This is a genomic window from Phenylobacterium sp., assembly GCF_965284355.1.
In the GTDB taxonomy this organism is placed as follows: Bacteria; Pseudomonadota; Alphaproteobacteria; order Caulobacterales; family Caulobacteraceae; genus Phenylobacterium.
In genome coordinates this window covers 4,111,718-4,130,711 of the sequence record NZ_OZ260078.1, presented here as the reverse complement: position 1 = coordinate 4,130,711, position 18,994 = coordinate 4,111,718, and the positions used below count along the sequence as shown (strand labels likewise).

The following is an 18,994-nucleotide window of genomic DNA, read 5'->3' as shown; positions in this document are numbered from 1 at the left end:
GTGACCCGAGCGATCCGTTTCCTGCTGGACGGCGAGGTCCGCGAGCTTCCGGCAGATACCGACCCGACGCTGACGGTCCTGAACCTGCTCCGCTACCACCTGCGCCGCACCGGCACGAAGGAAGGCTGCGCCGAGGGCGACTGCGGCGCTTGTACGGTGGTGCTGGGCGAACTCTCCGCGGATACCGTCCGCTTCCGCGCGGTGAACGCCTGCATCCTCTTCGCCCCGATGCTGGATGGCCGGGCCCTGTTCACCGTCGAGAGCCTGGGCCGCGAGGACGACCTCCACCCGGTGCAGCAGGCCATGGTCGACACCCACGCCAGCCAGTGCGGCTTCTGCACGCCGGGCTTCGTCATGAGCCTCTACGCCACCCAGCGCGACGGTGCGGCCACCGATGCGGCCAGCCTCAAGGATGCCCTGGCGGGGAACCTGTGCCGTTGCACCGGCTACGGCCCGATCCTGGCGGCCGGCGAAGCCATGGGCGCGGATCCGGACGCGGCCGACATCCCCGCCCTGTCGACCGCCCTCGCCGCCATCCGGCCGACAGAAGGACTCGCGCTGGAGCACAAGGGCCGCCGCTTCTTCGCGCCCCGCTCAGCGGACGATATGGCGGCGATCCTGGAAGCGCATCCGGACGCCACCGTGCTGGCGGGCGGCACCGACGTAGGCCTCTGGGTGACCAAGCAGCATCGCGATCTGGCGACCCTCGTTTCGCTGAACGAGGCGGCCGACCTGCGCGCCATCGACGATCATGGCGACACGATCCGTATCGGCGCCGGCGTCCGCTACGCCGACGCGCACGCCACCTTGGCGGGCCTGCATCCCGAGTACGGCGAACTCCTGCGGCGGCTGGGAGGCCTGCAAGTGCGCAACCTCGGAACCATCTGCGGCAACATCGCCAACGGCTCGCCCATCGGCGACATGCCGCCCGCCCTGATCGCGGCCGGCGCGACCCTGGTGCTGCGCAAAGGCCCCGTGCGCCGCGAGCTGCCTCTGGAGGCGTACTTCCTGGCCTACGGACACCAGGATCGGCAGCCCGGCGAGTTCGTCGAGGCGGTGATCGTGCCGAAGCCGGAAGCGGGTCGAATCTTTAAGATCGCCAAGCTTTCCAAGCGCTTCGACCAGGATATTTCGGCGGTCTGCCTGGGTCTGTCGGTCGGCGTCGAAGGCGGCCAGGTGACCGACGCCCGGATCGCCTTCGGGGGCATGGCCGCCACGCCCAAGCGCGCCGCCGTCGCGGAAGCCGCCCTCATCGGCCGCCCCTGGACCGCCGAGACCGTCGAAGCCGCCGCCGAGGCCCTGGCCCAGGACTTCATCCCCATCACCGACATGCGCGCCTCGGCCGACTACCGCCTGGACGCCGCCCGCAACCTGCTGCGCCGGGCCTTCCTGGAGGCGACCGGCGCCGCGTCCAGCGTCCGCGAGGCCGAGGCGGTGGCCTATGGCTGACTCTGGCGCAGGCCTCCGCGCACTCCCCGTCCTGAACGCGCCCATCGGCCACGACAGCGCCCCGCGTCACGTGTCCGGCGAGGCGCTCTACATCGACGACATCCCCGAGCCGCCGGGGCTGCTCCACCTCTACGCCGGCCAGTCCGCCCGGGCCCACGCTCGCATCACCAAGCTGGACCTCTCGGCCGTTCGCACGGCGCCCGGCGTCGTGGCCGTCCTCACCCCCGCCGACGTCCAGGGCAAGAACGACATCAGCCCCTTTGCCGGCGACGATCCGCTGTTTGCCGACGGCGAGGTCAAGTTCCTGGGCCAGCCGCTGTTCTGCGTCGCGGCCGAGACCTTGCCCAAAGCCCGCGCCGCCGCAGCCCTGGCCGTGGTCGAGTACGAGGATCTGCCAGCGCTCCTCACCGCCGACGCCGCTCTCGCCGCCGGCTCGTTCATCGAGCCCAGCCAGACAATGAGCCTGGGCGACGCCCAGGCCGCCATCGCCGCGGCCCCCCATCGCGCCCGCGGCCATCTGCAGGTCGGCGGCCAGGAGCACTTCTACCTCGAAGGTCAGGTCGCGCTGGTCATCCCCGGCGAGGGCGCCGACCTGCACGTCTGGACCTCCACCCAGCATCCGACAGAAACCCAGCACATCCTGGCCCGCGTGCTGGGCTGCCAGGACTCCGCCGTCACGGTCGAAGTCCGGCGCATGGGGGGCGGCTTCGGCGGGAAGGAGACCCAGTCGGTGCAATGGGCGGCCATGGCCGCGCTGGCCGCGAGGGTCACCCGCCGCCCCGCCAAGATTCGCCTCGACCGCGACGACGACATGGCGCTGACCGGCAAGCGCCATGACTTCGAGATCGACTGGGAGCTGGGCTTCGACGGCGACGGCCGCCTGCACGGCGCGGCGTTCGAGTTCGCCTCGCGCTGCGGCTTCTCGGCCGACCTCAGCCACGCGATCAACGACCGCGCGATGTTCCACGCCGACAACGCCTATGCGCTGCCGGCCGCCGAGATCGTCAGCCACCGCACGCGCACCCACACGGTCTCCAACACCGCCTTCCGCGGCTTCGGCGGCCCGCAGGGGATGATGGCGATCGAGCGCGGCCTCGACGCCGTGGCCCTCGCCCTGGGCAAGGACCCGCTGGATGTGCGTCTGGCCAACCTCTACGGCGTGGCCGGCGATCTCACGCCCTATGGCCAGACCGTCACCGATGCGGTGATCCACCCGATCATGACCGAGCTGGCGGAAAGCTGCGACTATCGCGTCCGCCGGACCGCCATCCAGCGCTGGAACGCCGAGAACCACCAACTGAAGCGCGGCCTGGCGCTCACGCCGGTCAAGTTCGGCATCTCGTTCACCACCACCCACCTGAACCAGGCCGGCGCGCTCGTCCACGTCTACACCGACGGCTCGATCCTGCTGAACCACGGCGGGACCGAGATGGGCCAGGGTCTGAACATCAAGGTCGCCCAGGTCGCGGCCGACGCCTTCCAGGTCCCGCTCGCCTCGGTCCGGATCACGTCGACCCGCACCGACAAGGTGCCGAACACCTCGGCCACGGCCGCCTCCTCGGGCAGCGACCTCAACGGCATGGCGGCGCTGGACGCCTGCGAGCAGATCAAGGCCCGCCTCGCCGCCTGGGCGCGCTCGCAATGGGGTCACGACCCGGTCTTCACCGCCGACGGCGTTCAGGTCGGCGCCGACCTCTTCAGCTTCCGCGACTTCGTGAACCAGGCCTATCTGGCCCGTGTCTCGCTTTCGGCCACCGGCTTCTACAAGACGCCCGACATCGCCTACGACCGCACCACCCACAAAGGCCGGCCGTTCTACTATTTCGCCTACGGGGCCGCCTGTTCCGAGGTCGCGATCGACACCCTGACCGGCGAGAACAAGGTCACCCGCGTCGACATCCTGCACGACGTCGGCCGCTCGCTGAACCCGGCCATCGACCTGGGCCAGATCGAGGGCGGCTTCATCCAGGGCATGGGCTGGCTGACCACCGAGGAGCTGGTGTTCGACGCCAAGGGCCGCCTCACCACCCACGCCCCGTCGACCTACAAGATCCCCACCGCCGGCGACCGGCCGGACGCCTTCAACGTGGCCATCTGGCAGCCTGGCGAGAACCGCGAGAACACGGTCCATCGCTCCAAGGCCGTAGGGGAGCCGCCGCTGATGCTGGCAATCTCGGTGTTCTCCGCCCTGACCGATGCGGTCGCCAGCGTCGGGGGGCACAAGGTCATGCCCAACCTGGACGCCCCCGCCACGCCCGAGCGGATCCTCGCGGCGATCAACGACGTGCGGACGCGCGCCGATGGGTAGGCTCCCATCGATCAACCTCCTCACCCGTAGGGGGAGGGGGACCGCCCGAAGGGTGGTGGAGGGGGAGCGATCCCGGACTCCGAGCTTGAGGCGTACCCCCTCCACCATGCTGCGCATGGTCCCCCTCCCCCTACGGAGGAGGAGAGCGCCATGACGACGATCTGGATCCAAGACGCCCTCGCCTCCGCTCGCCGCGGCGAGGCGCTGGCCATGGTCACCGTCGTCGGCGCCCAGGGCTCCACGCCGCGCGAGACGGGCGCCCGCATGCTGGTCTGGCCCGACCGCTTCACCGGCACCATCGGCGGCGGCTCGCTGGAGCGGCAGGGTCTGGACCAGGCGCGCAAGCTGCTGAGCCAGGCCGACCGCCGCCACGCCCTGCAGGACTATCCGCTGGGCCCGCTGCTGGGTCAGTGCTGCGGCGGTCACGTCCGTTTGCTGGTCGAGCGCATCGACGCCGAAAGCCTCGACTGGCTGGAGCCTGCCGCCACGGCGCGCACCGCCTTTGCCTTGACCGCGAAGTTCGAAGCGGGCCGCATGCGCCGAGTTGTCGGGGGGCCGGGGCCGCACGGCTCGGACGGCCCACGCACGCCGCTGTCGGAGGTCCGCCGCTTGTCCGAAACCATCCGCCCCGCCCTGCCCCGCCTGGTGATCTTCGGCGCCGGTCATGTGGGCCAGGCCGTGGCGCGCGCCTTCGCGCCGCTGCCCTTCCACCTCGACTGGCTGGCCAGCCGCGAGGACCTGCGGCCGGAGGCGGGCGGCACGCGGGCGACCATCCTGTCCGAGGATGAGCTGGAGGAGGCCGTCGAGGCGGCGCCGGCCGGCACGCTGGTCGCCATCTTCACCCACAGCCATGACCTGGACTACCGCCTTACCCGCGCCGCGCTGGCGCGTCCGGAGCTCGCCTACGTCGGCCTGATCGGCTCGCGGACGAAGCGCGCGCGGTTCGAGCACCGCCTGCGCGACGACGGTCTCGGCGACGCCGACCTCGCCCGCCTGACCTGCCCCATCGGCCTCGCCGAGCTGAAGGGCAAGGAGCCGGCGGTCATTGCCGTGGCGCTGGCCGCCCAGCTGCTGAAACTGACCGAAGAGGTCTCCGCTTGATCGCCGACCTCGAGGCCTGGGCGAACCTGGCGATCCGCTGGCTGCACTTGGTGGCCGGCATCGCCTGGATCGGATCGTCGTTCTATTTCATGTGGTTGGACAGCCACCTTAAGAGGCCGCCCGGCGCGCCGGACGGCATCGCGGGCGAGCTTTGGAGCGTCCACTCCGGCGGCTTCTACCGGCAGATGAAGTTCATGGTGGCCCCGGCCGACATGCCCGAGGAGCTGCACTGGTTCAAATGGGAGGCCTACACCACCTGGATCTCGGGCTTTCTGCTGCTCAGCCTGATCTTCTACGTCGGCGCCGACCTCAACCTCATCGACAAGACCAAGGCCGATCTCGCGACCTGGCAGGCTGTCGGCCTCGGCCTCGGGACGCTGGTCGCCGGCTGGCTGGTCTACGACGGCCTCTGCCGCTCGCCGATCGGACAGAACCTCAAGCTTTTCAGCGCCGTGTGGTTCGCCGTTCTCGTGGCCGCCGCCTATGGCCTGACCCGCGTCTTCGCCGACCTCGGCGCCTTCATGCACGTGGGCGCCATCATCGGCACGGTCATGGCGGCCAACGTCTTCATGATCATCATCCCCAACCAGCGGAAGGTGGTGGCGCAGGTGCTGGCGGGCCAGACGCCCGATCCCGCGCTGGGCAAGCAGGCCAAGCAGCGGTCCGTCCACAACAACTACATGACGCTCCCGGTGCTGTTCATCATGATCAGCAACCACTACCCGATGATCTTCGCTGCCCCGCTCAACTGGCTCTGGGTGGCGGGACTGGGGATCGCCGGCTGGACGATCCGCCACTTCTTCAACCTCAAGAACGCCGGGCGCTTCGAGCCGCAGGTGCTGGCGGCCGGCGCGCTGGCCTTCGTGACCGTGGCGGTGCTGAACGTGGCCGCGCGGCCCAAGCCGCCGACCGTCGAGGAGGTCCCGAGCTACGCCGTTGTCCGCGCCATCGTCGACAAGCACTGCATCGCCTGCCACGCCGCTCACCCCACGCACCGCGGCGTGCCGGTGGCCCCAAACGGCGCGGCCTTCGACACCGATGCGGGCCTCGCCAAGCACCTCGACAAGATTTACGCCCGCGCCGTCGCGACCCAGTCGATGCCCCAGGGCAACGAGACCGGCATGACCGACCTGGAACGCGCCCAGCTCGGCGCCTGGATCAAGGCCGGCGGGAAGGTGGGGTCGTGAGGGCCATCGTCCCCGAACCCCTCACGGCCGACGCCTTCGCCCCGTTCGGCGACGTGATCGAGGCGTCCGACCATGCCGAGGTCATCCCGATCAACTACGGCTGGACCACGCGCTTCAACGCCCTGACCGACGTGGCGGTGGGCGACGGCCAGGCGATCATCAGCCTCTTCCGCTCCAAGCCCCTGACCCCGCCGGTGCTGAAGATCTTCGAGCGACACCCGCTGGGCAGCCAGGCCTTCATGCCGCTGCAGGGCCGGCCCTTCCTGGTGGCCGTGGCGCCGCCCGGCGACTTCGACGCCGCCAGGGTGCGCGTCTTCCGCGCCGGGGCCCACCAGGGCGTGAACTACGCCAAGGGGACATGGCACCACTTCCTCCTGGCCCTTGAGGCCGAGAGCGACTTCCTGGTGGTCGACCGCGAAGGCCCGGGCGAAAACCTGGACGAGATCGAGCTGGCCGAGGCCGACTGGATCGCGGTCAACCTATGACCCGCCAAGCCTATCGCGCCGCGCTGCTCCACGCGCTGGACGATCCCTCGCGGTCGCCCGACGCCGTCGAGCACCACCCCGACGGCCTGCTGATCGTCGAGGACGGCCACGTCGCAGCCTTCGGCGCCTACGCCGACCTCGCGCCTACCCTTGGCGATACCCCGGTCACCGAGCTGCCCGGCCGCCTGATCACGCCGGGCTTCATCGACGCCCACGTCCACTACCCGCAGGTGGACGTCATGGCCGCCTGGGGCGCCCAGCTGCTGGACTGGCTCCACACCCACACCTTCCCCACCGAGCAGGCCTTCGCCGACCGCGCCCATGCCGACGCGGTGGCGCAGGTGTTCCTCGACCAGCTGCTGGCCAACGGCACGACCAGCGCGCTCGCCTTCTGCACCGTCCACAAGGCGTCGGCCGACGCGCTGTTCGAGGCCGCGCTGGCGCGCAACATGCGCCTGATCGCCGGCAAGGTGCTGATGGACGTGAACGCCCCCGACGGCCTCACCGACACGGTCGAGACCGGCCGCGCCGACACCGAGGCGCTGATCCGCGCGTGGCGGGGCCGCGGTCGCCTGGGCTATGCGGTCACGCCCCGGTTCGCGGTCACATCGTCAGACGCCCAGCTGGCCATGGCCGGCGAGGTTCTGGCCGCCCACCCTGACGTCCTCCTCCACACCCACATGTCGGAGAACACCGGCGAGATGGCCGAGGTCGCCCGCCTCTTCCCGCGCGACCGCGACTATCTGGCCGTCTACGAGCGCCACGGCCTGGTCGCCCCGCGCTCGGTCTTCGCCCACTGCGTCCACTGCGACGACGGCGCATTCCAACGGCTCGCCAAGGCCGGCGCCTCGGTGGCCTTCTGTCCGTCGTCCAACCTGCTGCTGGGCAGCGGTCTGTTCTCCCTGAAGCGGGCCTGCGCCAGCGGGGTCGGCGCCGCGCTGGGCACCGACGTGGGCGCCGGCGGCTCATTCTCGCTGCTGCAGATGATGGGCGAGGCCTACAAGGTGGGTCAGCTCCAGGGCGACAACCTGGACCCACTGCACGCCTTCTATCTGGGCACCCTGGCCGGCGCACGAGCGCTGCACATCGACGACCGCGTGGGCAACCTCGCGCCCGGCAAGGAGGCGGACTTCGTCGTCCTCGACCTCGCCGCAACCCCATTGCTGGCCCGCCGCACGGCCGCGACCCGCACGCTGGCCGAGACCCTGTTCGTGCTCGCGATCCTGGCAGACGACCGCGCGGTGGAACGCACCTATCTGATGGGCCAGCTCGCACACGCCCGGCATCCCGCTCATCCTCACCCGTAGGGGAGGGGGACCGGCCGAAGGCTGGTGGAGGGGGAACACCCCCACGCTCGGCGCTCCCGGCACACCCCCTCCCCCATGCTGCGCATGGCCCCCCTCCCCCTACGGGTGAGGAGGAAACAGACAACTCCGCGAGGCGCGCACCTAAGGCTTGCCACCGCCCCCGCGCCGCCGACTATGCGGCGAGGCCTCGGGGGAATCGCGTGCTGCGTCTGATCGTCATCATCGCCGCCCTGCTGGCGCCTGCTGTGGCGCTGGCCAGGCCGATCCCCATCAAGGTCGTCGTCGTCACGGCCTTCGAGATCGGCAAGGACACCGGCGACATGGCCGGCGAGCTCCAGCTCTGGATCGAACGTCTGCCCGCCACCGAGACCGTCGCGATCCCCGGCGTCGAACGGGCGGCCCGGATCACGAAGGACGGCGTCCTGGTGATCAACACCGGCATGTTCGGCCGCGCCCGGACCTCGCTGGCAGCCCTGATCGTCGACCCGCGCTTCGACCTGTCGAAAGCCTACTGGCTGATGGCCGGCATCGCCGGAGTCGACCCGAAGGCGGGCTCGATCGGCAGCGCCGCCTGGTCCGACTGGGTCGTCGATGGCGACCCGCTGTACGAGATAGACGACCGCGAGATCATCGCCGGATGGCCTTGGGGTCTGTATGGCGCCAACGCCAACGGCCCCGGCGAGAAGGGCGAACACGCCGGCGCCAGCGGCATGGCCTGGCGGCTCGACCCCGGCCTGACCCGCTGGGCCTACGAGCTGACCCGCGGCGTCGATCTGCCCGACAGCCCCAAGCTGGCCGCCGACCGCGCCGGCTATCCGGAGGAGCCGGCCGCCCAGAAGCCGCCGCATGTGTTCGTGGGCGCCAGCCTGGGGACGGTCCGCTTCTGGCATGGCGAGCTGCGCACCCGCTGGGCCCGCGACTGGGTCCGGGTGCAGACCGACGGCCAGGGCGTGCTGGCGATGACCGATGGCGAGGACCAGGCCGTCCTCGACACCCTGGCGCTGTTCGCGAGCTCCAAGCGGGTCGATCCGCGCCGCGCCCTGATCCTGCGCACCGCCAGCAACTACTCGCGCCCCGGCGCCGGAAAGCCCAACAAGATCGCCTTCGCCGACGGCGGCCTGGAGGCCGGCGTCGAGGCTGCCTACCGGGTCGGCGCGCCGGTCGTGAAGGCCCTGCTCGCGGGCTGGTCAACCTACGCCGACACCCTCCCGCAAGGCGCCGCCAAATGAGTTTCCTCGAGAAGACCTTCCAGCTGCGCGACCGCGGAACCACGGTTCAGACCGAGGTGCTGGCCGGCGCCACCACCTTCCTCACCATGGCCTACATCGTGCTGGTGAACCCGGCGATCCTGTCGACCACCGGCATGCCGCTGGCGGGCGTCGCCGCGGCCACCTGCCTGGCGGCCGGGATCGGCTGCCTGCTGATGGGCTTCCTGGCCAACTACCCGATCGCGCTCGCGCCCGGCATGGGGCTGAACGCCTACTTCGCCTTCACCGTCGTGGGCGCCATGGGCGTGCCCTGGCAGACGGCGCTGGGCCTGGTCTTCGTTTCGGGCGTGCTGTTCTTCGTGCTGACGCTGGTGGGCGTACGTCAGCTGATCGTCAGCGCGATACCCCGGGCGTTGTTCTCAGCCATCGCGGCGGGCATCGGCATCTTCATCGCCTTCATTGGCCTGCGCGGCGCGGGCCTCGTGGTCGCCAATCCGGCCACCCTGGTCAGCCTGGGCGACGTCCACGCCTCGACCACCCTGCTCGCGCTGCTGGGCCTGGCGATCCTATCGATCCTGATGGTTCTGAAAGTGCGCGGCGCGATCTTCATCGGCATCGTGGCCACCGCTGTCCTGGGCTGGGGGCTGGGCCTCGCCGAGTGGAAGCCCCAGCCCTACAGCCTGGAGGAAATGACCGGCACGGCGCTGCAGCTCGACATCCCCGCGGCGCTGGGCATCGGCGGCCACGGCTTCGGGCTGGCCCTGCTGGAGATCCTGTTCGTCTTCCTGTTCGTCGACCTGTTCGACAACGTCGGCACCCTGGTCGCGGTCTCGAAGAAGGCAGGGCTCATGCGGCCCGACGGGACGATCCCGCGCCTCAACCGGATCCTCTTCGCCGACGCCGGCGCCACCGTCGTGGGCTCGCTGGCCGGGACCTCGACCGTCGTCAGCTATATCGAGAGCGCCTCGGGTGTCTCGGCGGGCGGGCGTACGGGGCTCACCGCCGTGATCACCGGCCTCTTCTTTCTGGCCACCCTGTTCGTCGCGCCCTGGGCCCAGGTGATCCCGGCCGCCGCCACGGCGCCCGCCCTGATCCTGGTGGGCGGGATGATGATGGCGCCGCTGACCGAGATCGACTGGGACGATCCGGTCGTCGCCATCCCGGCCTTCCTGACCCTGATCACCATCCCGCTGACGTTCTCGATCGCCAACGGCCTCGCCTTCGGCGTCATCGCCTATGCCGTGCTCAAGCTCGCCAGCCGCCGCATCGCCAAGGCCGACTGGCTGCTCCTCGCCCTGGCGGCCCTCTTCGTGGCCCGGTTCGTCTACATGGCGGTCGAGGGGTAGGCCCTAGTTCCTCCCCCATCGCGATGGGGGAGGAACTTCAGTTCGCCGCCTCGAACGCCTTCAGCAGCCGCTCGTGCCGCCACTGCTCGCGCGCCTTGTCGCTCCGGGCCACGAGGTCGGCGCAGGCGCCCTTGGGCTCGGCGTTCCCCACCTGCCCCGCGCAGGCCGCCACCGGCTTGCGGTAGACGTTCGGATCGGCCCACAGCCCCTCGCCCGCCAGGAAGCTGTAGGCGATGCCGTTGCGCGCGGCGGTCTTCAGGTCGTCGTAGGTCGCACCGTTCTTCACCGCGAACGCATAGTCGCCCCACAGCTCATGGCGGCTGATTCCGCTGTCGTCGGTAGAGAGCGCGGCGGGCACACCCATCTTCCGGAACCAGGCGTAGGGGTGCTCCTCGGGCGGCACCTCCAGGATCACCGAGTTCGAGACTAGGTTGGTCTCGATCAGCACGCCCTTGGCCGCCATCTCGCGCGCCACCGCCACGGCGTCCACCTCGAGCGGCAGCGCCGTCCCGTGGCCGATCCGCCGCGCGCCGGCGATGCGGACGGCGTCGGTGACGCGGTGGCTCACCGACTTCGGCGAAACCAGCTTCAGGGTCACCTCGCCCGCGTGCAGCGCCACGGGGACCTTGCGCCCCTGGTCGGTCAGCTCGGCTACGATGCGCATGTGGACGTCGTAGTAGCGGGTGGCGTCATAGCCATCCTCCGGCGCCACCAGCTGCAGCCCCACCCAGCGCTTGTCGGCGGCGACCACCGCGACGCCCAGCTGCAGCTGGGCCATGGTCTGCTCGGGCGGGCCCTCACGCATGGCCTGGAACAGGAAGCGGACGGTCACCTGGCACCCGGCGCTGGCCTGCGGCGTCCCGCACTTCATCACCTCGCGGGCGCGCTTTTCGAGCGCGTCAGTGTCGGCGATCACCGCCGGGACCAGCTTCTCGATGCCGGCTTCGGCCAACGCCTTACGGGTCGCCGCCGGGTCGCCCTTCCAGCCCACCTGGGCGCCCAGCGAGCGCGACGCCAGGAACTGCGGCGTGACCATCTGCTCGGCGTAGAAGGTGTTCTGCCGGGCCAGCCCTTCCATGACCTCGGCCAGCGCATCGCCCTGGCGCTTGGGCGAGACGCTGCGGCGGCTGAAGGCGGTAAAGAACTGGTCGTGCCCCGAGCGGTCGCGGAAGCCCGGATGGCGCGTGGTCAGGCTGTCGATCATCGCCGAACGTAGCGCTTCGCTGGTCCGGATGTCCGAGGCCGGCCGCAGGCCCTCCCCCGCGCAGCTCAGGCGGATCGCCAGCTCAACGGGGTCGATGCACGCCTTGTCCTCGATCGCCCACTCCAGGATCAGCTCCGGCGGCGTGCCCCCACTCAGGTGGTTGTGCAGTTCGCCGCCCTTGGGAAAGGCCTTGAGCGTGGCGGCGAGTTCGGCTGGCGACATCCTGGCCAGGTCGGGGCCCGCCAAAGCGGGTGTCGCCACCGCGAGGGCGGCGGCCAGGGAAAGGGAGATTCTTCGCATGGCCTAAAGCGGCCCGAGCTTGGCCGCGCGGTCAAGCCGGCACTGGCGCAAACCGCCGTGTTGGCGTTTCTTCCGGACCATGGACGCCGCCGATCTGATCCAGCGCCTGAAGCTGCAGCCCCACCCCGAGGGGGGATGGTATCGCGAGACCTGGCGCTCGGACGCGGCGCTGCCGGACGGCCGCGCGGCGGCGACATCGATCCTGTTCCTGCTCGAGGAAGGCCAGCGATCGCACTGGCACCGAGTCGACGCCGAGGAGATCTGGATCTTCCAGGCGGGATCGCCGCTGAAGCTGCGCACGGCGCAGGGCCCGGACGTTACCGAGACCCGCCTGGGGCCCGACCCCGGACAGGCGCCGCAGCACGTGGTCCGCAAGGACGAGTGGCAGGCCGCCCAGGCCGACCGCGGCTGGACCCTCGTGGCGTGCATCGTAAGCCCCGGCTTCCGCTTCGAGGGCTTCGAGCTGGCCCCGCCGGGATGGGAGCCGTAGCTAGATGTTGGCGACGCCGCTCAGCCGCAGCGCATAGGGCGCCAGGAACGCCACCAGCGCGCCGATCAGCCCGCCCAGCAGGATGCGGTAGGCGAACCCCAGGAAGCGGTACTTCTTGAACGCGAGCACCCGGCCGTTCTGGTAGATGTCGTGGGCGAACGCCTCGAAGCTCTGGCGAGGGTCCTTGGCCACCGTCATCAGCCGATCGATGAACTCGTCTTCCGACACCTGGGTGAACGAGCCGAAGAACAGGATGTTGGCCGGGCCATCGGGCCGGGGCGGAACCTTGACCGAGGGCAATACCGCCAGCACGGCCAGGCAGGCCGCCGCGAACGCGGCCGCCCCAAGGATCATCAGCGGCAGCGGGCGCGCACCCGTGTTGCCCAGGCTGATGCTCACCGTGAAGATCACGAAGCTCGCGCCGAGCACCATGTTGGCCTTCTGATCGGCCATCTGGCTCAGCTGGTACTGCGCCTGCATCGTCGTCCGTAGCAGATGGACGGAATCCGGATGGAATCCGCCCCGCGCGGGATCACCACTCATCTCAACTCCCCCCGAGTCCGCCCCTCCACAGGGCGGTTCCCGAACTCAAAAATGGCCGCAGCCTTGTCGTCAGGCCTTCAGCCGTCCCTCGAACGCGTAACTCGATACCGGATTGCGCCCGCTGGGAACCTCGCGCGAACGGTACGGCTCGTCCAGCACCGAAGGATCGGCCAGCTTGCCGACCGCGACGGCGGCCTCGACGTTGAACTGCTCCGGATCGGCGCCGACGGCCGCGAACGCCTTGTCCCGGTCGAACCCGGCCATCCCATGGGTCGCCCAGCCCAGCATCTGCGCCTGCAGCGCCAGCAGGCCCCAGGCCGCGCCGGTATCGAACGCATGCCACGGATTGGCCGACGGCTGAGCGCCCTCCGGCCGACGGAAGCGGTCCGACAGCACATAGATCAGCACCGAGGCGTTCTTCACCCACATCTGATTGAAGGGGACCAGCGCGTCGAACAGCGGCTCCCACTGCGGCGTCTCGCGGTGCGCGTAGACGAACCGCCACGGCTGGCCGTTGAACGCCGAGGGCGCCCAGCCCGCGGCCTCGAACAGGGTGTTCAGCACATCCTGCGGCATCGCCTCGCCGGTGAAGGCGCGCGGCGACCAGCGCTCCAGGAACAGCGGGTCTACGCTATGGTGGGCGGTGCGGCCGGTCGTGGTCATCTAGGGCTTTCCGATATGGGCGATGGTGGCGATCTCCACCAGAAAGTCCGGGCGCACAAGTCCGCACTGAATGCAGAACCGCGCCGGCTTCTCGCCGGGGAAGTACTCGGCGTAGACCTTGTTGATGGCCGCGTAGTCGGCCCAGTCCTTCAGGAAAATGTGGTTCATCGTGACGTCGTCCATCGTGCCGCCGGCGGTCTCAATGACGGACTTGATCGTCTCCAGCACCTGGCGGGTCTGGGCCGCCGCATCGCCGACGTGGGCGACGTTGTTGTCCTTGTCGAAGGCCAGCGTGCCCGAAACATAGACCACGCCGTCGGCCAGCGTGCCGGGCGAGAAGGGCGCGATCGGCGTCTGCGTCCCCGGCGGGGTGATGACGGTCTTGGGCATATTCTACCTCTCTCAGGATTCGGGCGGAGCCTGGCTCACCGCCCCGCAGAAGTCGGCGGTGTTCGACACCCAGCCGAAGAACTTCTCGACGTTGTAGACCGTGGCCTCCTGCAGAAAGGGCGGCCCCGCCTGGTGAGTGGCGTCCTCGATCAGCACGCCGAAGAACTCGCGGTGATAGCCGTCGCGCAGCGTGCTCTCGACGCAGACGTTCGTGGCGATGCCACAGAAGGCCAGGTTCCGGATGCCGCGCGCCCGCAGCACCGAGTCCAGCGCGGTGTTGTAGAAGGCCGAGTAGCGCGGCTTCTCGATGACGATATCGCCGGGCTGGGGCTGCAGGCGGTCGACCAGGGCATAGTCCCACGTGCCCTTGGCCAGCAGCTTGCCCTGCAGGTCGGGGTTGTCGCGCATGGTCTTCAGCGCGTTCGACTTCCACCAGTTGGGCGACCCCGGCCCGCCGGCCTCGACGTAGTCGGGATCCCAGCCGTTGCGGAAGAACACCACCGTCACGCCCGACTGGCGCGCCGTCTCGACCAGCACGGCGATCTTCTCGATCACGCGGGCCGCGCCCTCGATGTCGAAGCCCGCGAGGTCCAGATAGCCGCCGGGCGAGGCGTAGGCATTCTGCATGTCGACCACGAGCAGCGCGGTGGCCTTCGGGTCGATCGGCAGGTTCTCGGGCCGCGCCGGCAGCGTCACCGCGCCGGGAATGGGGACGGTGGGCCTAGGCTCCGACATGCGTCCGGCTCTTCATCTTGGGCTGGATCTTCGCCCCGAAGGCCTCGACGCCTTTCTGGAAGTCGTCGAACACCAGCAGCACGCCGGCCGTGCCTGGCACCTCGGCGACCTCGTCCAGCATCCGCGCCACGCTGTCATAGCTGCCCACCAGCGTGCCCATGTTCAGGTTCACCGCCGACTCGGGGGCCGCGAGTTGGGTGGTATTCGTGTTGGACGTCCCGCCCTGCGCGTTCGGCGCCGCCTGGTTGGTCAGCCAGGCCAGGGCGTCCTGGTCGGCCCCGTCGCGATACAGCTGCCATTTGGCCATGGCCGCCTCATCGGTCTCGTCGGCGATGATCATGAAGAGGATATAGCTGGCCACGTCGCGACCGGTCTTGGCCGCCGCCGCCTCCAGCCGCTGGTTGACCGGCGCGAAGGCCGTGGGCGTGTTGGTCCCCTTGCCCAGGGCGAACGAATAATCGGCATAGGTCGCGGTGAAGGCCAGGCCCTCGTCCGACGAGCCGGCGCAGATGATCTTCACGCCCGGCGTCGGCTTGGGCGAGACGCGGCAGTCGTGCATCTGCTGGTACTGGCCCTTGAAGTCCGAGACCCCGGTCTCCATCAGCTCCTTCAGCACCGTCGCGTACTCGGCGAGGTAGTTGTAGCGGTCCTTGTAGTGGCTCTCGCCCGGCCACAGGCCCATCTGGTCGTACTCGGCCTTCTGCCAGCCGGTGATCAGGTTGATGCCGAACCGGCCCGGCGCGATCGAGTCGATGGTGGACGCCATCCGCGCCACGATCGGCGCGGGCATGGTCAGCGTCGCCGCGGTCGCGAAGATCTTGATCCGGCTCGTCACCGCCGCCAGCCCCGCCATCAGCGTGAAGCTCTCGAGGTTGTGCTCCCAGAACTGCGTCTTCCCGCCAAACCCCCGCAGCTTGATCATCGAGAGCGCGAAGTCGAAGCCGTAGTGCTCGGCCCGCTGCACCACCGCCTTGTTCAGCTCGAACGTCGGCATGTACTGCGGCGAGGTCTCGGAGATGAGCCAGCCGTTGTTGCCGATCGGGATGAAGACGCCGATGTCCATGTGCCCTGCCCCTCCTGCACGGCCATCCAGTTGGCGCCGCTGCGCGCAGCTGTGCAAGCCCGCCTTACCAGGAGGGCGTCGCGTCGGCCGGCGGCGGCTCGGGCAGGTCTTCATACGGGCGCAGACCGCCCGCCAAGAGGCATTCCCAGACCTGCTCGGGCGTTTCGGCGAAGCGGAAGAGGCCCAGGTCCTCGCGCGCGATCATCCCGTGCTCGATCAGCGACTCGAGATTGACGATCGAGCGCCAGTAGGCCTCGTCGAACAGCACGATCGGCATCGCCGGGGACTTGTCGGTCTGGCGTAGCGTCAGGATCTCGAACAGCTCGTCCAGGGTCCCGAAGCCGCCCGGAAACACCACCAGCGCGCTGGCCCGCATGGCGAAGTGCATCTTGCGCATGGCGAAATAGTGAAAGCGGAAGGTCAGTTCGGGCGTCGAATAGCTGTTCGGGAACTGCTCGTGCGGCAGGGTGATGTTGAGGCCGATGGACGGTGCGCCGACGTCGGTGGCCCCGCGGTTCGCGGCCTCCATGATCCCGGGGCCGCCGCCGGTGCAGATCACGTTGTAGCGCTCGCCCTTCGCCGACAGGTGCGCCCCGCCTTCCTTCGAGGCGATTGCGGCGAACTTCCGGGCGGCGGCGTACCAGCGCGGGTGCGGCTCGGGCCCCTCCTCGCGGATCCGGGCGCTGCCGAACACCACGATGGTCGACTTGACGCTCCAGTTGCGCAGCGCCTCGTCGACCTTGGCGAACTCCAGCATGAACCGGACCCCGCGCATGGAGGGGCCCATGATGAAGTCCTGATCCGTGGAAGCCAGGCGGTAGGTGGGTGACGCGGCCTGCGGGGCGCTCGGGTGGTGTGTTTCGCTCATCCCACCCTTTTAGGCCGGTTGGGCGCTCCGCGTCAGCGCTGAGAGCGCGCCGGCCTGCTCCAGCATCGGCGTCACCCGCGCGCTGGCCTCGGCCGGCAGGTCGGCGTAGGCGCGGCGCAGGTTCTCCAGGCACTTCGCCTGGTACTTGAACGTCCCCTGCGAATAGGGCCGGCCCAGCAGCTCGACGGTGAAGGTCTCCTCCCCCGCCCGCAGCGCCGCGTCGTTGGCCAGCAGGAACGGCATGTAGACCTCGCCCGCGAAGGCCAGCAGCTGCTGCACGGCGGGCGCCAGCGGCTCGCCGGGCGCGCGCCACTCGCCCTCGATCCCCGAGGCGTCGTCCAGGTGCATGAGCCAGCGATAGGTGAACGGCGCGATCTCGCGCATCAGCTCGGCCGGCGTCGGGTCGTTGGCCAGCTGGGTGAACTGGCCGTACCAGCCGAACTCGGCCAGCGAGGGACGCGAGCCGAAGAAGTAGGGCCGCTCCAGCACATGCGCCTCGAAGATCGCGCAGAGCCGGCGCATGGCGTCCTCGATGACCGGCGCGTTCTCCTTGGTGCAGCCCACGATCGGCATGCGCCCCACCTGACGGTCGCGGAAGAAGTCGGCGAATTTCTTGATGCCGTCGTACCCGGCGACACCCCGGTCGTAGGCCAGCCACTCGCTCATGCGGATCTGGTCGCGCTCGGCGTCCCAGCGGTAGTGGAACATCAGCTTGGTGCCGAACTCGTCGGCCATGTCCTCGAGCAGGTAGGCCAGGAAGGCGTCGCCCGGATCCGGGGGCACGATGCCCCGGCCCTCGTGGCGCGCCTCGAGGTCGAAGATCATCGGCGTGGAGTCGTTGCGGTAGTCGCCCTCGGGATACTGGACCACCGGGATCACCGCCGGCTTCACCATCGCCCGCTCGGCGTCGTTCTCCGGTGTCACCTGGATCCAGTGAAACGGCAGCCGCCGATAGCGCAGGATCGCGCGCATCTTCATCGAGTACGGCGAGCCCAGCCCGCCCAGGACGCGATAGGTCACGGCAGCTTCCTCCCTCTGAGCGCGTCGCGGAAAAGTGGGAACCCGTTTTCCGGTCCGAGACGCGCTCAAGCATTATGTGGAGCCTGCACAGCAGGCTCTACAGGGCGGCGGCGATCACTTTCGCGAAGGCGTCGACCACCGGAGGAACCAGGGCCGGCGACACGCAGCGCAGGTCGTCGCTCTGGGTGTGGTGATACCGGTGCGAGCCGAAGATGCCCATCGCCGGATCGTAGCCGGCGGCCAGGATGCTACCCAATTCGCCCGCAGCGAGCTTGGGATCGGCCGGATACGGAGTCTCCAGGCCGGGCAGGCCGGCGAACGCCGCCTTCAACGCGGGGACCAGCTTGGGCGCCCCCAGCAGGAACCGCTGGGGATCGGCGCTGGGCAGGGGTGACAGCAGCGCGCCGCGCTCGTGCCAGTCGCGCGTGGCCACGTTGGCGCCCAGGTGGACCCAGAGCGCGGTGTCCTTGGGCTTCGGCGCCCAGCCGTGGATGTAGAGCTCGCCGCCCTGATACTCGTACTCGTGCCCGCTGGTGGCCACGAGGGCGACGTTGGCCGGCAGCTTTGTCTTCGCCGCCCAGGCCGTCAGCATCAGCCAGACCGCCAGGCCCGAGCCCCGCTCACCCACGCATCCGAACCAGCCCGACCGCGGCGTCGACAGGACCAGCCAGCGGCCCGCCCCCCGGTCCAAGGTGGCGGTCACGTTGTAGGCCGGCCGGCGGAACGAACGGCCCGACATGTCGAGCGTCGCCGTCTCGCCCTTGGCGGCGGCCGCCACGAAGGGCGCAGCCTCCTTCGGCGCCAGCACCGCCACCGGCCGGTCAAACAGCTTGCGGTCCGCCGGCGCATTCAGGGCGACCGCCTCGCTGGTGGGCCCCGTGGTCACCAGCACGACCGCGTCGCCCTTCACGGTCTTGAGCCGCTGTTCGATCGACAGCGCCGTCGACCAGCGGGCGTAGGGCAGCACGATCAGGGCGATGCCCCCGTCCCGGTCGCCCCCGTGCAGCGGGCCGGTGACGCCGCCCGCCGGCGTGGGCGTCACGATGGCCTGAGGGATGACGGCGACCTTGCTTGCGCCCGTCGCCAAGGTCGCCTCGCCCACATAGGCAGGCGCCTCGAACGGCTGACGCTTCACGGCGTAGCCCAGCGCCTTGAGTTCCCCCTCCAGCCAGGCGCCCGAAGCCTCGTCGCCCGGCCCTCCCGAGGCCTTGTCGCCGAACGCGTGATAGCGCTCCAGGATACGCCTGGCCTCGGTCTCGGCGTTCGGCCCTGCGGCCATGGCGGGTCCTGCCGTGAGAAGCGCGCCCGCGCTCAGAACGGCGCGGCG

Annotated in this window: 18 protein-coding genes; 9 read left to right on the top strand and 9 right to left on the bottom strand. The window is 69.9% G+C overall.

The window, feature by feature from the left end:
- The 8 genes from xdhA (at position 1) to ACQ66R_RS20265 (ending at position 10,391) form a co-directional block, all read left to right on the top strand.
- Positions 1-1,449 (top strand): xanthine dehydrogenase small subunit, encoded by a 1,449-nt coding sequence (gene xdhA / locus ACQ66R_RS20300; protein ID WP_430424949.1) that lies wholly within the window; start codon positions 1-3, stop codon positions 1,447-1,449.
- A complete protein-coding gene (gene xdhB, locus ACQ66R_RS20295; protein ID WP_430424947.1) occupies positions 1,442-3,757 on the top strand; it encodes a xanthine dehydrogenase molybdopterin binding subunit in 2,316 nt (771 codons plus the stop codon). Before xdhA ends, xdhB begins: the two co-directional genes overlap by 8 nt.
- Before the next feature lie 150 nt (positions 3,758-3,907).
- Complete coding sequence (gene xdhC, locus ACQ66R_RS20290; RefSeq protein ID WP_430424945.1) at positions 3,908-4,858, top strand: xanthine dehydrogenase accessory protein XdhC; 951 nt, start codon at positions 3,908-3,910, stop codon at positions 4,856-4,858.
- Complete coding sequence (locus ACQ66R_RS20285) at positions 4,855-6,045, top strand: urate hydroxylase PuuD (protein ID WP_430424943.1); 1,191 nt, start codon at positions 4,855-4,857, stop codon at positions 6,043-6,045. The genes xdhC and ACQ66R_RS20285 overlap by 4 nt, the downstream gene beginning before the upstream one ends.
- Positions 6,042-6,530 (top strand): ureidoglycolate lyase, encoded by a 489-nt coding sequence (locus tag ACQ66R_RS20280; protein ID WP_430424942.1) that lies wholly within the window; start codon positions 6,042-6,044, stop codon positions 6,528-6,530. Before ACQ66R_RS20285 ends, ACQ66R_RS20280 begins: the two co-directional genes overlap by 4 nt.
- Positions 6,527-7,837, top strand: a complete 1,311-nt coding sequence (gene guaD, locus ACQ66R_RS20275) for a guanine deaminase (RefSeq protein WP_430424940.1) — start codon at positions 6,527-6,529, stop codon at positions 7,835-7,837. The genes ACQ66R_RS20280 and guaD overlap by 4 nt, the downstream gene beginning before the upstream one ends.
- Before the next feature lie 200 nt (positions 7,838-8,037).
- Entirely contained in the window at positions 8,038-9,066 is a 1,029-nt protein-coding gene (locus ACQ66R_RS20270) for a purine nucleoside permease (RefSeq protein ID WP_430424938.1), read from the top strand.
- Positions 9,063-10,391 (top strand): NCS2 family permease, encoded by a 1,329-nt coding sequence (locus ACQ66R_RS20265; protein ID WP_430424936.1) that lies wholly within the window; start codon positions 9,063-9,065, stop codon positions 10,389-10,391. The genes ACQ66R_RS20270 and ACQ66R_RS20265 overlap by 4 nt, the downstream gene beginning before the upstream one ends.
- A 37-nt stretch (positions 10,392-10,428) precedes the next feature.
- Here the strand turns inward: ACQ66R_RS20265 and ACQ66R_RS20260 are convergent, their stop codons facing one another.
- The gene (locus ACQ66R_RS20260) at positions 10,429-11,895 is read right to left on the bottom strand and encodes an adenosine deaminase family protein (protein WP_430424934.1); all 1,467 of its coding nucleotides are present in this window, start codon (positions 11,893-11,895) and stop codon (positions 10,429-10,431) included.
- Positions 11,896-11,974: 79 nt separating this feature from the next.
- Here ACQ66R_RS20260 and ACQ66R_RS20255 point away from each other — a divergent pair, with 79 nt between their 5' ends.
- Positions 11,975-12,385, top strand: coding sequence for a cupin domain-containing protein (locus ACQ66R_RS20255; protein WP_430424932.1), 411 nt, complete (start codon positions 11,975-11,977; stop codon positions 12,383-12,385).
- On the opposite strand, the gene ACQ66R_RS20250 is transcribed toward ACQ66R_RS20255, so the two are convergent.
- The 8 genes from ACQ66R_RS20250 to ACQ66R_RS20215 all read right to left on the bottom strand — a co-directional run bounded on the left by ACQ66R_RS20250 (position 12,386) and on the right by ACQ66R_RS20215 (position 18,946).
- On the bottom strand, positions 12,386-12,928 hold the full coding sequence (locus ACQ66R_RS20250; protein WP_430424930.1) for a Pycsar system effector family protein: 543 nt from the start codon (positions 12,926-12,928) through the stop codon (positions 12,386-12,388).
- 69 nt (positions 12,929-12,997) lie between these two features.
- A complete protein-coding gene (locus ACQ66R_RS20245) occupies positions 12,998-13,591 on the bottom strand; it encodes a nitroreductase family protein (protein WP_430424928.1) in 594 nt (197 codons plus the stop codon).
- Complete coding sequence (gene rutC, locus ACQ66R_RS20240) at positions 13,592-13,981, bottom strand: pyrimidine utilization protein C (protein WP_430424926.1); 390 nt, start codon at positions 13,979-13,981, stop codon at positions 13,592-13,594.
- A gap of 12 nt (positions 13,982-13,993) precedes the next feature.
- Positions 13,994-14,716, bottom strand: coding sequence for a pyrimidine utilization protein B (gene rutB / locus ACQ66R_RS20235; protein WP_430424924.1), 723 nt, complete (start codon positions 14,714-14,716; stop codon positions 13,994-13,996).
- Positions 14,703-15,779 (bottom strand): pyrimidine utilization protein A, encoded by a 1,077-nt coding sequence (gene rutA, locus ACQ66R_RS20230; RefSeq protein WP_430424922.1) that lies wholly within the window; start codon positions 15,777-15,779, stop codon positions 14,703-14,705. Before rutA ends, rutB begins: the two co-directional genes overlap by 14 nt.
- 64 nt (positions 15,780-15,843) lie before the next feature.
- Positions 15,844-16,647 (bottom strand): TIGR00730 family Rossman fold protein, encoded by an 804-nt coding sequence (locus ACQ66R_RS20225; RefSeq protein WP_430424920.1) that lies wholly within the window; start codon positions 16,645-16,647, stop codon positions 15,844-15,846.
- Between the two features lie 9 nt (positions 16,648-16,656).
- Positions 16,657-17,667: a glutathione S-transferase N-terminal domain-containing protein gene (locus ACQ66R_RS20220; protein WP_430424918.1), complete on the bottom strand. Its 1,011-nt coding sequence runs from the start codon at positions 17,665-17,667 to the stop codon at positions 16,657-16,659.
- Positions 17,668-17,764: 97 nt separating this feature from the next.
- A complete protein-coding gene (locus ACQ66R_RS20215) occupies positions 17,765-18,946 on the bottom strand; it encodes a hypothetical protein (RefSeq protein WP_430424916.1) in 1,182 nt (393 codons plus the stop codon).
- Between the last annotated feature and the right edge of the window lie 48 nt (positions 18,947-18,994).

What these genes read in the sequence shown, in the direction of transcription:
- ACQ66R_RS20250 (WP_430424930.1), bottom strand. Translation starts at nt 12,928, where the DNA reads ATGAGTGGTGATCCCGCGCGGGGCGGATTCCATCCGGATTCCGTCCAT.
- ACQ66R_RS20255 (WP_430424932.1), top strand. Translation starts at nt 11,975, where the DNA reads ATGGACGCCGCCGATCTGATCCAGCGCCTGAAGCTGCAGCCCCACCCC.
- ACQ66R_RS20265 (WP_430424936.1), top strand. Translation starts at nt 9,063, where the DNA reads ATGAGTTTCCTCGAGAAGACCTTCCAGCTGCGCGACCGCGGAACCACG.
- xdhC (WP_430424945.1), top strand. Translation starts at nt 3,908, where the DNA reads ATGACGACGATCTGGATCCAAGACGCCCTCGCCTCCGCTCGCCGCGGC.
- xdhB (WP_430424947.1), top strand. Translation starts at nt 1,442, where the DNA reads ATGGCTGACTCTGGCGCAGGCCTCCGCGCACTCCCCGTCCTGAACGCG.
- rutC (WP_430424926.1), bottom strand. Translation starts at nt 13,981, where the DNA reads ATGCCCAAGACCGTCATCACCCCGCCGGGGACGCAGACGCCGATCGCG.
- ACQ66R_RS20245 (WP_430424928.1), bottom strand. Translation starts at nt 13,591, where the DNA reads ATGACCACGACCGGCCGCACCGCCCACCATAGCGTAGACCCGCTGTTC.
- ACQ66R_RS20260 (WP_430424934.1), bottom strand. Translation starts at nt 11,895, where the DNA reads ATGCGAAGAATCTCCCTTTCCCTGGCCGCCGCCCTCGCGGTGGCGACA.
- ACQ66R_RS20215 (WP_430424916.1), bottom strand. Translation starts at nt 18,946, where the DNA reads ATGGCCGCAGGGCCGAACGCCGAGACCGAGGCCAGGCGTATCCTGGAG.
- rutB (WP_430424924.1), bottom strand. Translation starts at nt 14,716, where the DNA reads ATGTCGGAGCCTAGGCCCACCGTCCCCATTCCCGGCGCGGTGACGCTG.
- guaD (WP_430424940.1), top strand. Translation starts at nt 6,527, where the DNA reads ATGACCCGCCAAGCCTATCGCGCCGCGCTGCTCCACGCGCTGGACGAT.
- rutA (WP_430424922.1), bottom strand. Translation starts at nt 15,779, where the DNA reads ATGGACATCGGCGTCTTCATCCCGATCGGCAACAACGGCTGGCTCATC.
- ACQ66R_RS20225 (WP_430424920.1), bottom strand. Translation starts at nt 16,647, where the DNA reads ATGAGCGAAACACACCACCCGAGCGCCCCGCAGGCCGCGTCACCCACC.